Source organism: Nesterenkonia muleiensis, from assembly GCF_003600155.1.
Lineage (GTDB): Bacteria > Actinomycetota > Actinomycetes > Actinomycetales > Micrococcaceae > Nesterenkonia > Nesterenkonia muleiensis.
Genome location: NZ_QWLD01000051.1, coordinates 29,592 through 42,916, shown reverse-complemented (window position 1 = coordinate 42,916; position 13,325 = coordinate 29,592). Strand labels below are relative to the sequence as shown.

Genomic DNA, 13,325 nt, shown 5'->3' with positions numbered 1-13,325 from the left:
TCGGTGTGCTCCAATGCAACTCCTGAAATTCAAGCCGTTGCAACCACCACTAGATTCCGCCCACGATGTCCTGAGACCGACTGTCCACGATCTTATGAGACATCACATTCAGACCCCTCCTACACCCTCATCTGCGATGAGCCAGTGAAGTCCCGCTCAATGAGGTCTGGCATCTCGGTAGCTGCAGCATCGGCCTCTGTGGTGACCCTGAACGGTCTGGGCTGAGAGGCAACCAGGCCCTCGGTGCCCATGATCTGACGCACCAGTTCCGGCGAGCATTCGCTGCCTTCGCAGGCCAGGTCGGCGTGGATGCGCCGGTACCCGTAGGTGCCCTCGGAGGCATCGAAGAACCCCCTGACCCGGGCCGTTAACACCTGTTTGCGGGCCGCGGTGGCTGAGGTTGGCCTCGACAGCCAGTGGTAGAACCCTGAGGTTGAGACAAGCAGCCAGGCACACATCTTGGTTACCGGGTTGGTCTCGGACGGGTCGGTCCTGCAGGAGTCGATGTACTGGTATCTGCTCACGGTCGCTGCTGCCGCGCGAAGTAAGCACTCTTAGATTCAAAAAAGCCGTTTCCGCGCGCAGATCCTGATTCTCTCGCTCCAGCTCTTTGAGCCTGGCCCGCTCATCGAGGGTTACCTCGCTCTGGTTGCCGCCATGAGCGGCCCGGTACTTGATTAACCAATTCCGCAGGGTTTCGGGACCGACACCATAAGCAGTCGCGACGTCTTTGATTGTGCCAGGAGGTCGAGATCACCTCCTGGCACAACTCGTCCTTGAACTCCTGGCTGAACCGTCTGCGTGATGCAGTCATGTTCGTGATCTCACTCTCGGGTAGAAGGGCCCCTGCCCGAGAACACCGCGGCAGACCACACCTCGAGGCTATCACCGGATGGTCCCGGCAGTGATTCGTCACCACCGTACGGCGCTGCAGGCAGGCTGACATCGAGATTAAAGGGGAGACGATCACCGCCAACCCTGAACTCCACCAATGCGGTCGAAGTCCAGCGACGCACGATCAAAGACGTCGTGGGCTGTGCACAAGGTCATGACAAAAAGTCAGCCAATAGCTCTACGTGGTGCACGATATGCTCATCAATCCAGAGAGTTTCCATCAGAGAAGAACGGTGTTCATTATAACCAGCAAATCCCGTGCTGAGGCCTCACGTTTCGATACCCCTGCGGATTAATTTGATACATGTGGCCGGCCACGTTTCGTCGTGTTGTGTTCCCTCAAGACGACTAGCGTAGTAAAATCCGAGGAGCATGCTGACAACACTTCGTGCGTCCGTCTCCGGGCGCAGAGCTCCTGATGCTTTGCCAGATTCTAATACTCTAATAAGACGCGACCTTCGCACATTAACAACTTTTTCGCGATAGAGTTTGACGAGTTGAGGGTGACGGGCCTCTAGAGCGAGAACATTACCGATGAGGGCCATTCCCCCCGGCCGGCTAATTGCCTTATGGAATGATTTTAGTTCACATTCAAGTTGCTCCCATACGCCATCCGCTAAGTGGTCTGGGCCCTTTGCTGCCAGAGTGGAAACAGCCGAAGTGACCAAATCCTCCTTATTTTCCCAACGGCGATAGAGGGAAGGCTTTGTAACTTTAGCTTCGGCTGCGATGTTGGCCATTGACATGGCATCGTAGCCAATCTCCACAATCAGGTTGAGAGTGGCTTTGATCACTCGATCATCGATACTGCCATCTCTTGGGCGACCAGGGTTCCTGAAAATTGGGGTGATGTTATAGCTCATGTGTTGACAGTCTCACATTTTCTTGGTTACGGTTACGATACCGTAAAGGAATCCAATACGGGCATCTCGATCCTGTCCAGATTAACCTATGGATTCTCAAGCGCCATAAAGCGACAAGAACAATCACAAGACTGGACGTGTCAGTACATGCGCAGAGACCAACAAGTTGGAGGAGAAGTCTTATGGTAAGCGAAATTTATTCTCATAGGTGCACCAATGTACACGTTCAGTATGAGTGACCAACTGTCATGCCATTTCAGGTTAAGCACTTGCAAGACTCTGCAAAGAAATTAGGGTGACCACAGATATGAACAGAAAACTACTCACCATCGGTGGCGCGGGGCTGGTGATGACGCTGATGACAGGTTGTGCTGGCGGGGCAGGCGGTAATTCCAGTTCAAGCGGTGATACTGGGGTGGAATACGGCGCAACGCCTGAGGAGTATCAAGATGCTCTTGTCGACATGGAACCGATCACACTGACATATCAGAGCACTGCATCGTCTCCGACTGAACCTATGGCACTGCGCAGCCAGAGTTTTGCGGATAATGTTCAAGAAGTCTCAGGCGGAAAGATCTCAATTGATGTGGTCTATGGGCATGCAATCGCTGGTACCGGAGAAATTGCGGATGCCCTCGCTGACGGACGCCTGGACCTCGCGTATGAACTGCTCATGTATGAGCCAAGCAAGTACCCTGCGACGGACGCTTTGTATGCGAGCACGGCGGTTTTCGAGCCCTCGCCGCTTGTCGGTGAAATGGCTGCTAATGCGGCATTCTTGGATGTCGCATGGAGTACGCCTGAACTACACGACGAATTGGAGCACAATGGACTTGTTCCGCTAATGCCTGTTGATGCCGCAGGAACTGTATTTTCAATTTGCGGTGATGGGGGAGTGGACCTTGATACGTGGGATGGCAGGCAGATCCGCGTTTCAGGAACGGTCCAGCAGGAACAGGTTCGTGAGCTTGGCGGGTCGCCGGTGTCAATGAATTTTCTAGAGGTATATGAAGGGCTACAAAGGAACGTCGTTGACTGCACGTTAATGAACCTTAATACCGGTATTCCTCTAGGTTTAATAGAGGTGGCTGCTAATGTGTCCTACCCTGAAACAAATAGTTTCACTCGAGGGGCTGGTGGATTTTTTGGGGGATTAAATTTCAAAGAACTTCCTCTCGCGGCACAGCAACTGATTTTTGACCAAGTTGAGGGCTATTTCGGAGACTCTTTGCGCTCATCCATTGGCTCTGGAGCTGACGCGTCTGAACGTGTTAATCAGTCAAATGGTTCTTTTCTGTCCTTTTCTGAAGAGGCTGATGACGCGCTTAGCAACGCTTATTCGAGTGTCGAAGAGTATCTGAGTGAAACAGGAAACGAAGATATGCTAAAGCGTATGTCCGAAGCCTATGAATATTGGACTGACGCCGCAGTAGAACTTGGATATCAGAATGAAGGAGATTATGGTGATTTCCATGAGTGGTTCGATAGTGAGGAATTTAGCCCTGATGATTTTGCTGCGGAGTTCTTTGAGCAGGTAGTACTGCCTCATCGGCCCGCTTGATAGTCCAGACGCGGTCATTCGAAGTTGGCGATTGCGGCTTTAGGGCTCTTATTCAATTTATGCGGTCGCTGGGGCCTCGGCCAGGTATTCACTAGGGAACTCGAGGGCCACGGCTTTTCAGTACGCGGAGTTAGCAGGCAGATTCACAGGTCCGGAAGAGTCGGGATCGGGCGGTGGGGCCCAGTGTCTAAACCACTCAGGCTTGCCGCTGACCGGTAGATTAAGCATTTGTAATCCGAGATGTTTGGGTTTATGATTCGGTTACTTACAAAAGACAAAATACTATACTGTGGCATGAGAGAGAGTTCATTCACTGCATCTGAACATTTGTCAGCTGACTAATGTGGGTCATAATGGTGAGAATAAGTCGCGGATTTGCATTTCAGCTGTCATTTCTGGAGAGGGCATAGTTCTCGGCGCCACATACCCACAGATCGGGTACTCGAATCGCCCGTGATTTAGGTACTACGCCGAAACCTTGAACTTAGAGGGCTAATGATTGAGGCACAGCAGTGAAATAGGCATAGTCTAGGTAGATCGAGAGAGGTTCACGTCGTTGCATCATCTGGCAGCTGCATTACAAGATGTGTTGGACTCGTCAGGAAATGCTGCTCTGGCTACAGTTGTTCGCACCAGCGGCTCTGCACCGTTAGATGCCGGGGCTGCAATGCTTGTGACTGATTCTGGTGATGTCATTGGTTCGGTTTCTGGGGGTTGCGTAGAAAGTGCAGTCTATGAATCGGCGCAGGAAGTAATCGCTGGTCGCGAAGCGCGGCTGGAAGTGTATGGGTTTAGTGACGAAGTGGCCTTAGGTGTGGGTCTCACCTGTGGAGGAAGTCTAGAGGTATTCATAGAACCTGTCTCAATTGGGAGTTTTCCACAATTAGAGGATGTGCTTTCCGACATTCGCCATGGGAAGTCGGTCGCTGTGGCTACAGTGATAAGTCATCCTGATCCTGGGCGTATTGGTGAGCACATGGCCATTCGACCCAGTGGATTAGACGGGAATCCTATAGAGACACGCGCTCAGAAGCACGACTCGCTGATTCGCGATGCCCAAGAACTACTTTCGGCAGGCCGCAACGAAGTCTTGGAGTACTCGAATCTGTCGGACTATGGAGACTTACGGCAACAGGTTTTTGTGCGGTCCTTTACTTCTCCACCTCGAATGCTTATTTTTGGTGCTATCGACTTTGCAACTGCACTTAGCCGGATTGGCAGATTCTTGGGATATCGAGTGACTGTTTGTGATGCTCGCCCGACCTTCACGACTTCTAAGAGATTTCCGGACGCACATCAGGTCGTGGTTCGCTGGCCGGATGATTATCTTATAGAAGAAGTCGATGCTGGAAGGATTGACGAGCGTAGCGCGGTATGCGTGCTCACTCATGATTCCAAGTTCGACGTACCGGTATTGGAACGCGCACTACGGTATTCAGAAGCGGGATATATAGGTGCTATGGGTTCCCATCGCACTCACCAAGACCGCTTGCGTCGCTTACGTGATGCTGGACTCGCAGACTATGAGATTTCTAGGCTTCGGAGTCCGATCGGGTTGGATTTGGGGGGCCGGTCTCCGGAGGAAACAGCAGTGAGCATTGTCGCAGAAATTATCGCTCTTCACCGGGGAAGATCGGGAAAACCTCTGAATACACTCCTGGGGCCCATTCATGGTGAGCCGACTCTTATGAACGCCCCCTAGTTTTGTGAGAGATGCAGATTTTGCGACAGTAATTCTAGCAGCAGGCGCTGGTAGTAGGCTCGGAGGTCATGGCAAAGCTCTTCTGAGAGTGAACGGTATTAGTCTGGTGGCAAAGGCTCTGGCTACCGCGTTGGAGGCCGGTACTCGTCCGGTTCTTGTGTTAGGACACCGTGCCCACGAAGTGCGGCAGCATTTGAACGCTGAGTCTTCAAAAGAGTTTCGAGAGGCTACTTGTGTTGTCTCGGAATGGATGGGCGGGCTGAGCGTTTCATTTCGTGTGGGTGTAAGGAGCGCGGCGGATTCCGGTGCAAGTGCGATCGCAGTCCTACTCGTAGACCAGCCCGGAATTAGCCCTGAAGCATTACGTACTGTAATCAATGCGCGGGTTGCTGGCAGGATCACTCGGGGAATGATCGGAAGCAGGGCCTCTCATCCGGTCTCTCTATCTACTTCGGACGCTGTTACTGCGTCCCTGCAAGCTATTGGGGATGAAGGGGCGAGACGCTTCTTGCAGGCAAATCACCATCGAGTCGATGATATCGACATCACGAGGTTTACCCGATTTACTGACCTTGACACTCCTGAGGACCTTGACCGATACAGGCGCATCCAGGCGCTGGAGAAGAACTCACACTGAGTTACGTCGTGTCATTTCTTGCGGTTCGTCACCGCCACCAGCACTGCCCAGCGGCATGGACCCGCCGAACAGTGGTTCGATGTCCGGGCGTTTGGCGGTCAGGCCGTCGCCGGAGGAGCGCCCGCGCAGCCGGCGGATGACCCAGGGGAACAGGTGGTGACGGGCCCAGATAGCGTCGTCGACTCGGGCCTCCCGCCAGGAGCGCTCTGACGGGGGCGTAGGCTCTACCGGACTCAGGTCATGGGGCACGTTCAGAGTGTCCAGCACCATCCGCGCAATGGTGTGGTGCCCCAGCGGGGAGAAGTGCAAGCGGTCCTCGTCCCACATCTCCTTGGCCGTCAGCTCACGTAGGCTCCACATATCCGCCACCACGGCGTCGTGCCGCTTGGCCACTGTCCGGACGTTCTCATTGAAGATCGCCACCTTGCCGCGGATAGAGCCCATCATGGGGGTATCACGCACATCGGGGCCGTTGAACAGCACCACGGTGGCACCGGTGATACTGAGGATCTGCACCACGGTGTCCAGGGTCCGTGCGGTCTCATCGGGGTCGGAGCCGGGGCGGATGACATCATTGCCGCCTGCGCACAGGGTGATGAGGTCCGGCTTGAGCTCCAGGGCCGGGGCGACCTGCTCGTCCCGGATCTGATTGATCAGCTTCCCGCGCACCGCCAGGTTGGCGTAGGCGAAGTTCGGTGCGCCCTGGGCCAGCTCCTGCGCGACCCGATCCGCCCAGCCGCGATGATAGCCCGGACGGTTCGGATCGGGGTCGCCGATGCCCTCGGTGAAGGAGTCGCCCAGAGCCACATAGCGCTGCCACGGGTGCTGGCTGGGGTTCTGGTCTCCGGTGGCCAGCTCCTGCGCGGCTGCGCGGTCGTCCGCTGTGCTTTGGCTGCGTTCTTCTGGTGCGCTCACTTCTTTCATTCTTCCTGAACTGACCAGTAACGTCCATCCACCTCAGGGATGAGTTTCCAACCGATCAGCGCAGGGGATCCGTAGGATGGCTGGTATGGCATCTGAGTACACGGTGGAATGGACCCGAGACGAACAGGCACGTGAAGGCACCCCGTTGGCGGTGCTGTTGCACGGCTACGGGGCCAATGAGCGCGACCTGCTGGGCCTGGTGCCCGGACTTCCCGAGGAGTTCACCTACGCCTCGCTGCGGGCACCGGTGGCCATGGGTTTCGGCGCCTACACCTGGTTCGACCTGGACGTCGAGCGGCTGGCCTACTCATCCTCAGCGGCACGCGATGCGGTGGAAGACCTCTGGAACTGGATCGACTCGGTCCGTGGGCAGCACTCCTCGGTGACGCTGATCGGCTTCTCCATGGGGATGGCCATGGCGACCAGCCTGCTGCGGACCCGCCCTGATGATTTCTCCGCCACAGTGGGTCTCTCCGGTTTCGCTGTGGACCCCGACCGCGGTGAGGGGCTGAGCGGGTATTTCGACGATGAGGCACTGGCGGCGCGGAAGGTCCCCTTCTTCTGGGGCCGGGATCAGGCGGATCCGATCATCTCCCAGGAGATGATCGATTACACCCACCAGTGGGCCAACAGCACGGTGAAGCTGACCAAAGTCCTCTACGCCGGTGCTGGCCACGGCGTGGTGCCGCAGGAAGTCGCCCACATCAAGGAGTTCCTCACCGCAGAGGTGCTGCATGCGTAAGTGACCTGCCGCCACCGAATGTGCCATCGGATGAAGAGCCCGGAGGGTGGGTGGCCTGCATGAGATCGGGCACAGGCTTGATCGGCTTAAACGTTGGGAGTCAAGCTACCCGCTGACCAAGGTGAGGGTGACTGAGGGCAGGCCGACCTCCTCGCCGTGGAACTCCACGGTCTGGCCTGGTCTGATCTGCGCCCCGCGCCGGTCCTCCACCTCTCCGTCAACACGGACGACGCCGCCTGCGATCACCTCGCGGGCTACTGCGCCGTTGTCCACCACCCCGGCCAACTTGAGCAGTTGACCCAGCCTGATGCTTGCGTCCCGTATGGGCACCTCGATCACGTCATTCACAGCACCATCATCCCAGGCTTCGGCTTTCTACGCGACGACTTGGAGTGTGACCGGCCCGCCCTCTCGGTCGAGGTTGGGTAGAGCTTGGCTGCCCTTTTCTGGTGTGATCTTGTGGCATTTCTTCGCCGCAGTGATCAAGTGGTGGCTGTTATCGGCATGCATCAGATGTTTGCCTCTCCGTCGTCGTTCTAGGTGGCGCGGACTTAACATTGGCACCGTCAGGCCGCCGCTCGTGTAGTCGGCATCGCTGCTCAGCAATGGCCTCGGAGAGATCCTCGTCAATGGGAACCAGCGTTTCGTGGTTCATCTCATGGTTGAGATACCCCAGGCAGGGTGCCAGGAACTCGCCGACGCTCTTCAGCCGCACCTCCCGCCGATCAAGGTCCTCAGCAGAGAGGAATACGAACCAGTCCTTCACATCGTGGGCATAGGCCTTGACCGTGTTCGGTGTCGCTTGATTCGGGGTTGACACCGCTCGATCGGGGCAATTGGTGCACCATCACCGCCCAGCACCGTCCATGACTCCACCTCATTCACCGGGGAAACCACACGGTGGACAAACAGGCAGCTTGTGTGGGCTGCTGCACTCATCACGTCTCTGGCGTTTCTCGTCGGGGTTCATGACTGACTGAGTGGTGTTCCTGCCTCTGTGGATTAGTATTGGACAGATCACGGCGGCGACCAGGAGGATGCAACTTCCAACGATAGTTGCTGCTCCGAGTCCATCGACAAACGACTGTTGCGCGAGGGCAGTCAGGTGTTCTGCCGCGTCGCCAGAAAGTTGCTCGGCGACGCCGAGTGCGGCTCCGAGGTTAGAGCTGAGGGCTTCGGTGGCTTCCTCGGGAATGTCGTCGGGTACTCCGTCGAGGATGCGGGAGCGGTATACAACAGTGCCGATGGTGCCAAGTACGGCGATGCCTAGCGCGCTACCAAATTCAGCGGCGGTCTCCTCGAGTGCGGCTGCGGCACCTGAACGCCTGGGTGGGGCGGTCCCGACGACGATGTCTGTGGTCAATGTCGCCATCGGGGCGATCCCGGCACCGATGAATGCGCTGGCGATGATGGCAAGGACGAGTCCGCCGTCGGCTGGCGTGCGGCTGAAGACCAATATGCCCGCGGCTGCTACGGCCGCGCCAGCCCCGAACACTCGCGGGTAGCCGAATCGGCGCACGAGTAAAGAGGACAGTACGGCCATCGAACCCACCCCCACTACTATCGGTAGGATCGCCACTCCGGCGATCAGCGGGGAGAGCCCGGCGACTAGTTGGAGATACTGGGCAAAGTAGAACATCACCCCGACCAACCCAAACATGGCCAATCCTGCCCCCAGAACCGCGCCGGTGAAACGTGGGTTGGCGAACAGGCTGACATCGACCAGCGGCTGGCTGATCCGCCCCTGCCGGAAGAGGAATATCGCCCCGGCGAGCAGCCCGACACCAAGTGCTGCCCATGTCTGTAGTGTCATCGCCAGTTCTTCGGCGGCAGTCTTAATTGCCCAAACGCTTGGCAGGATCGCAGCGAATGACAGTCCAACGCTGAACAGGTCAAGCCGGGCCGATGCCCTATTCTTGTACTCCGGCACCAGCAGCGGAGTGGCGATCAGGAATAGCACGATGATCGGCGCATGGATCAGAAAAACTGAACCCCACCAGAACGCCTCGAGCAGCAGCCCGCCGACGATCGGGCCCAGCGCGATACCGCCAGAGGTGCTTGCGGTCCAGATGCCGATAGCGTGCGTGCGCTCCGCCGAGTCGGGGAACATGTTGCGAACCAGCGACAGCGTCGAGGGAATCAGCGTGGCTCCGCCGAGCCCCATCAGGGCACGACCGGCGATGAGGACTTCCGGGTTCGGCGCAAACGCCGTAAGCATCGCAGCCGCCACATACACCACGCCCCCGATCATGAGAATCCGGCGGCGACCGATCCGGTTACCGATATTGCCCATGAGGATCAACAGCCCAGCCAGCAAGAATCCATATACATCGAGAATCCACAGCATTTGGCTCGAACTCGGAGCCAGTTCACGACTGATGGTCGGGATCGCGACATGCAGGATGGTGATGTCCATCGAGGTCAAGATCACCGGCAACGTCAGTACCGCCAAGCCCAGCCACCTCATCCGTGGGCCGGACTGGTCAAGGGTCGATATAGACACGGGGATCCTCCCAAACAGGTTGCGTATTTGATACGCAACGACCTTAGTGTGTAGCGTATGGAATACGCAACCTACAGGTTCGATGCAGGAGGTGAATCGCGTGAGTCCACGAGTGGGCCCTTCTGGGCCGCTCTCTGGGGAGAAGATCGCTGCCGCGGCGGTCGAGGTCGCCGATGAGGTCGGCTTGGAGGCGATGACGATGAAGCGCGTGGCCGATCAGCTCAGTGCTGGTGCCATGTCGCTCTACCGGCACGTGGCCGATAAGGATGAGTTGATCGCAGCGATGGTCGAGCAGGTCACCAGCGAGTACACCTACCCCGACCAGACTGGGCTTAGCTGGCGAGAAGCGATGCATGCATTCGCTCGAGTGGATTGGGATATGTTCCTCGCCCACCCGTGGATGTTACCTGCAACCACAAGCGTGACTCCGCCGTTTGGTCCTTCTTCACTGGGGGCAATGGAGTGGGCTCTGTGCGCGCTCGAGAAGCTAGAGTTAACGCCGCACGCGGCGGCTCGGGCGATTATTACCATCATCAACTACGTCCAAGGCAGTGCACGGGTTTTCCTCGGGGAGCGACCAGCCGAAGCAAGTGATGACCCAGGGCGTAACTGGCAACAACGCCTCGCCGACGTCGACCTCGAGGCGTTCCCTCGCCTGCGCCGCCTCATCAGTGACCCGCTGCCCCACGGCGAACGGGACTGGTTCGCTGACGGGCTCGACGTCATCCTCGACGGCATCGAAGCAGACAGCACGAAGGACGTCCAATGACCATGGAGAATCAGATGCCCACCTCCATGCGGGCCGCGCAGGCCGACGCATTCGGCGACCCGCCGGTTTTGAAGGTCCGCGATGTTCCTCTGCGGCCGCCTCGCTCTGACCGGGCTGTGGTGCGGATGCTCGCCACGACCGTCAATCCACTCGACCTTGAGGCCCGCCGGGGAGAACTGCGGGCGCTTCGGCGACCGCCCATCGGGACTGGCCTTGATGTCGCAGGCCATATCGTAGCCGCGGGCAAGCGGTGGAAAGGCCCACCGGTCGGCACACCGGTGTGGGGTGCTTTGGGAGGGCTCCCGGTCAAAAAGCTGATGGCCGCCGCAGAGTACGTGGAAGTCCGATCCGGCTGGGTCGTTGAGGCTCCCACACGCATTCCACTCACCGAAGCGGCGGCCCTGCCGGTGGCCGCTCTCACCGCCCACCTCGGCCTGCGCTCTCTGCGTTTGCGTCCTGGAGCGCGGGTCCTCATCCGCGGTGCCAGCGGCGGGGTCGGAACCGCGGCCATCCAGATCGCCCGGCACCTCGGAGCGCATGTCATCGCACTATGCAGCCCCCGCAACAATGACCTCTGTTTGAGCCTGGGAGCGCAGGAAACCGTCGACTATCACTCACTCGACTGGAACTCACTTGCCCCAGTCGATGCCGCATTCGATATTGTCGGCGGCGACGACCTCAAGCGGTTGACTCAGGTCGTGCAGAACGGCGGGCGCGTCTCCGCCGCCGTTCCGGATCGGCCAGGCCTGATCGTCGCCTCGGTGCTCCCGGGCAGGACATCGATTCGCCCCGTACTTGCTCTACCGTCACGACGTCACCTGAACGACCTCGCCAGCCTCATCGACCTCGGACACCTCGCACCGGTTGTTGCCCAACGCTTCCCGCTCGCCCAGATCGCCGAGGCCCACCATCACCTGGAGACAGACCCAACACCCGGCAAGCGGATCATCGACATCGTGACGTGACACAGTGCCATGACATTCTCGACTCTGCCGAGCATCACTGGAACCGACCCAGCCGCGTCCTAGACACCGTCCGCGTCACCGCCGGAGCCGACAGGCTCACACCGAATTCTTTGCGGATCAGTTCGCCGATCACCTTCCAGGTCCACCGCCCGCAACCGGAGCTGCTCCAAAGTCTGGTGGTCTAACTTCCGGCCATCATCATCGGGCATACCTCAAATCTCCCACCACAGACACCAAAAGCATTCGCCCTACAAACGCGTGTCTTAGTAACTGCAGCGGGCGGGTAAAAAGCTGTCCTGGGCATAGTGTGTTTTCCTCTCCAGGTTTCGGGTTTAGTTCAGCAGGACTGCGGCGGTATCGCCGGAGGCAGCGTTGGCGATCGCGTAGCCGACAACGACAGTGCCGGGGGCGCCGGTGGATGCGGCGGCTCCTGCGTGGCTTGCTCACCCTCACCCTCACCGGACTGGGTGCCCTCTGGGTCAGTGTTTGGGGTCTCGGGCTCGTCGTTGGTGCCACCTTCGGGTGGGTCAGCGAGAATCGCTTCCTCGATCTGCTCGTCGGTGGCGTTCTCGGCGAGACCGTATTTCTTGGCCAGCGCGGCGCGGGTCTTGATCTGTCCACATGCGTGGTTCTCCTTGGTCGTTCGCTGGGTTCGCCACCGGGTTAGAGGCGTCCGTGGTGCCACTGTCCGACAGGGCTGCGTTGCTGTGTGGGACGGTCTGCGCCGGTGCAGACCCGTCTGGTTCGGCTGGGATGAACGCGGCTTTCACGGGTACTGGGGTACCGGTGAATTCGATGACTCCGGAGCTGGTGACGGTGTAGTCGTGCCGGTAGATGCCGCCGGTGTCGTCCTCGTCTCGGTAGTAGACGTGCTCGTCTGTCCAGTCCATGAGCCAGTACCAGGCGTCGTCCGGTTCGAGTCCTCGCAGGGCTGCGCGGAGCGCTTCGGAGAGCGCGTTGCCGGTCAGCCCGCCGGGCAGTGATGTGGTGATGCGGACGCTGGTCCCACCGGAGGCGAACACCTTGTGACCATCGGCGGAGAACGAGGCGTGGATCTGTGCCAGGTTCTTCACCGCGGGGGCGGTGGCACCCAACAGCGCGAGGGCAGTGAGTACTGCGGGGTAGGATTCGGTGACCTCGCCCGTCTCGTCTTTGAGCTCCATGTTGAAGGTGGCTTCCATGGACCGGTTCGGGTACGCCGAAGGCGGCTTATCGGCCAGGTCCTCAGGCGCGTTGATCCAATCACCGAGCAATGTGGTCTCGTCGTCGGAGAGGCGCAGGTCGGTGATCTCCATACGCTGGTGTGCCGTCTCCCCATTCCGGGTTCTCGACGGCGACGTTGATGTGTCCGAGCTTCACCACTGCCGGCGGGAGGGTTCCGCCTTCGGAGGCGGTCACCATGTTCTTGAGGTCCTCGGTGGTGACTGAGAACTCGTTGCCACCGGACTTGTGGGTGCCAACCTTGACGATCTCCACGCCCTTTCGCGTCACATTTTTTTACTCATGTGCCACAGGGTGATGGGCGCCGTTGGCGCGATGTGGGACGGGCAAGTCCTGTGTCCACTAATCACACCTATTGAAAGAGAAATAATACATAGGTATGGTGACACAAATCACGGATACAGCAGATTAAAGGGGTTTCACATAAAAGCACTACGAATTGGAGGATTGGCTCTCGGCACAATCGTCGGAATCGTCATCCTTGCTATTGCTCTACGTGAACCGTCACAAGTTCCGCCCTACGCTTACGTCTTGTTTGTCTTCG

Annotated in this window: 13 protein-coding genes and 1 pseudogene; 6 read left to right on the top strand and 8 right to left on the bottom strand. The window is 58.3% G+C overall.

All coding sequences use genetic code 11. From position 1 onward, the window contains the following. Nucleotides 1–137 precede the first annotated feature (137 nt). Nucleotides 138–814 (bottom strand): annotated as a pseudogene (locus tag DVO78_RS15635) (transposase); the annotation flags it as partial. 349 nt (nucleotides 815–1,163) lie between these two features. Continuing rightward, nucleotides 1,164–1,757, bottom strand: a complete 594-nt coding sequence (locus DVO78_RS15630) for a TetR/AcrR family transcriptional regulator (protein ID WP_120006237.1) — start codon at nucleotides 1,755–1,757, stop codon at nucleotides 1,164–1,166. A gap of 295 nt (nucleotides 1,758–2,052) precedes the next feature. Here DVO78_RS15630 and DVO78_RS15625 point away from each other — a divergent pair, with 295 nt between their 5' ends. The 3 genes from DVO78_RS15625 to DVO78_RS18480 all read left to right on the top strand — a co-directional run bounded on the left by DVO78_RS15625 (nucleotide 2,053) and on the right by DVO78_RS18480 (nucleotide 5,657). Continuing rightward, on the top strand, nucleotides 2,053–3,318 hold the full coding sequence (locus DVO78_RS15625) for a type 2 periplasmic-binding domain-containing protein (protein ID WP_120006235.1): 1,266 nt from the start codon (nucleotides 2,053–2,055) through the stop codon (nucleotides 3,316–3,318). Nucleotides 3,319–3,874: 556 nt separating this feature from the next. After that, nucleotides 3,875–5,020, top strand: coding sequence for an XdhC family protein (locus tag DVO78_RS15620; RefSeq protein WP_238385359.1), 1,146 nt, complete (start codon nucleotides 3,875–3,877; stop codon nucleotides 5,018–5,020). 4 nt (nucleotides 5,021–5,024) lie between these two features. After that, entirely contained in the window at nucleotides 5,025–5,657 is a 633-nt protein-coding gene (locus tag DVO78_RS18480; protein WP_120006231.1) for a nucleotidyltransferase family protein, read from the top strand. On the opposite strand, the gene DVO78_RS15610 is transcribed toward DVO78_RS18480, so the two are convergent. Then, entirely contained in the window at nucleotides 5,649–6,581 is a 933-nt protein-coding gene (locus tag DVO78_RS15610) for an SGNH/GDSL hydrolase family protein (RefSeq protein ID WP_120006229.1), read from the bottom strand. The two genes, DVO78_RS18480 and DVO78_RS15610, sit on opposite strands and share 9 nt — an antisense overlap. Nucleotides 6,582–6,666: 85 nt before the next feature. Between DVO78_RS15610 and DVO78_RS15605 the strand changes: the two genes are divergently transcribed. Continuing rightward, nucleotides 6,667–7,323, top strand: coding sequence for an alpha/beta hydrolase (locus DVO78_RS15605; RefSeq protein ID WP_338016586.1), 657 nt, complete (start codon nucleotides 6,667–6,669; stop codon nucleotides 7,321–7,323). 105 nt (nucleotides 7,324–7,428) lie between these two features. Here DVO78_RS15605 and DVO78_RS15600 read toward each other — a convergent pair whose 3' ends face one another. From DVO78_RS15600 to DVO78_RS15590, 3 genes are all read right to left on the bottom strand, one after another. Further along, on the bottom strand, nucleotides 7,429–7,671 hold the full coding sequence (locus DVO78_RS15600) for an RNA-binding S4 domain-containing protein (protein WP_420799100.1): 243 nt from the start codon (nucleotides 7,669–7,671) through the stop codon (nucleotides 7,429–7,431). A gap of 148 nt (nucleotides 7,672–7,819) precedes the next feature. Then, nucleotides 7,820–8,143: a hypothetical protein gene (locus DVO78_RS15595; RefSeq protein ID WP_120006225.1), complete on the bottom strand. Its 324-nt coding sequence runs from the start codon at nucleotides 8,141–8,143 to the stop codon at nucleotides 7,820–7,822. A 57-nt stretch (nucleotides 8,144–8,200) separates the two neighbouring features. Further along, the gene (locus tag DVO78_RS15590) at nucleotides 8,201–9,775 is read right to left on the bottom strand and encodes an MFS transporter (RefSeq protein ID WP_238385358.1); all 1,575 of its coding nucleotides are present in this window, start codon (nucleotides 9,773–9,775) and stop codon (nucleotides 8,201–8,203) included. Between the two features lie 151 nt (nucleotides 9,776–9,926). Between DVO78_RS15590 and DVO78_RS15585 the strand changes: the two genes are divergently transcribed. Together DVO78_RS15585 and DVO78_RS15580 are read left to right on the top strand one after the other, a co-directional pair. Beyond that, on the top strand, nucleotides 9,927–10,595 hold the full coding sequence (locus DVO78_RS15585; RefSeq protein ID WP_238385357.1) for a TetR/AcrR family transcriptional regulator: 669 nt from the start codon (nucleotides 9,927–9,929) through the stop codon (nucleotides 10,593–10,595). After that, entirely contained in the window at nucleotides 10,592–11,560 is a 969-nt protein-coding gene (locus DVO78_RS15580; protein ID WP_120006221.1) for an NADP-dependent oxidoreductase, read from the top strand. The genes DVO78_RS15585 and DVO78_RS15580 overlap by 4 nt, the downstream gene beginning before the upstream one ends. Before the next feature lie 527 nt (nucleotides 11,561–12,087). On the opposite strand, the gene DVO78_RS15570 is transcribed toward DVO78_RS15580, so the two are convergent. Together DVO78_RS15570 and DVO78_RS15565 are read right to left on the bottom strand one after the other, a co-directional pair. Further along, complete coding sequence (locus DVO78_RS15570; protein ID WP_120006217.1) at nucleotides 12,088–12,855, bottom strand: hypothetical protein; 768 nt, start codon at nucleotides 12,853–12,855, stop codon at nucleotides 12,088–12,090. Next, on the bottom strand, nucleotides 12,803–13,051 hold the full coding sequence (locus DVO78_RS15565) for a hypothetical protein (RefSeq protein ID WP_157984083.1): 249 nt from the start codon (nucleotides 13,049–13,051) through the stop codon (nucleotides 12,803–12,805). Before DVO78_RS15565 ends, DVO78_RS15570 begins: the two co-directional genes overlap by 53 nt. Nucleotides 13,052–13,325: the final 274 nt, after the last annotated feature.

Coding starts and splice junctions, on each gene's coding strand:
- DVO78_RS15630 (WP_120006237.1), bottom strand. CDS start 1,757: ATGAGCTATAACATCACCCCAATTTTCAGGAACCCTGGTCGCCCAAGA.
- DVO78_RS15580 (WP_120006221.1), top strand. CDS start 10,592: ATGACCATGGAGAATCAGATGCCCACCTCCATGCGGGCCGCGCAGGCC.
- DVO78_RS15610 (WP_120006229.1), bottom strand. CDS start 6,581: ATGAAAGAAGTGAGCGCACCAGAAGAACGCAGCCAAAGCACAGCGGAC.
- DVO78_RS15570 (WP_120006217.1), bottom strand. CDS start 12,855: ATGGAGATCACCGACCTGCGCCTCTCCGACGACGAGACCACATTGCTC.
- DVO78_RS15605 (WP_338016586.1), top strand. CDS start 6,667: ATGGCATCTGAGTACACGGTGGAATGGACCCGAGACGAACAGGCACGT.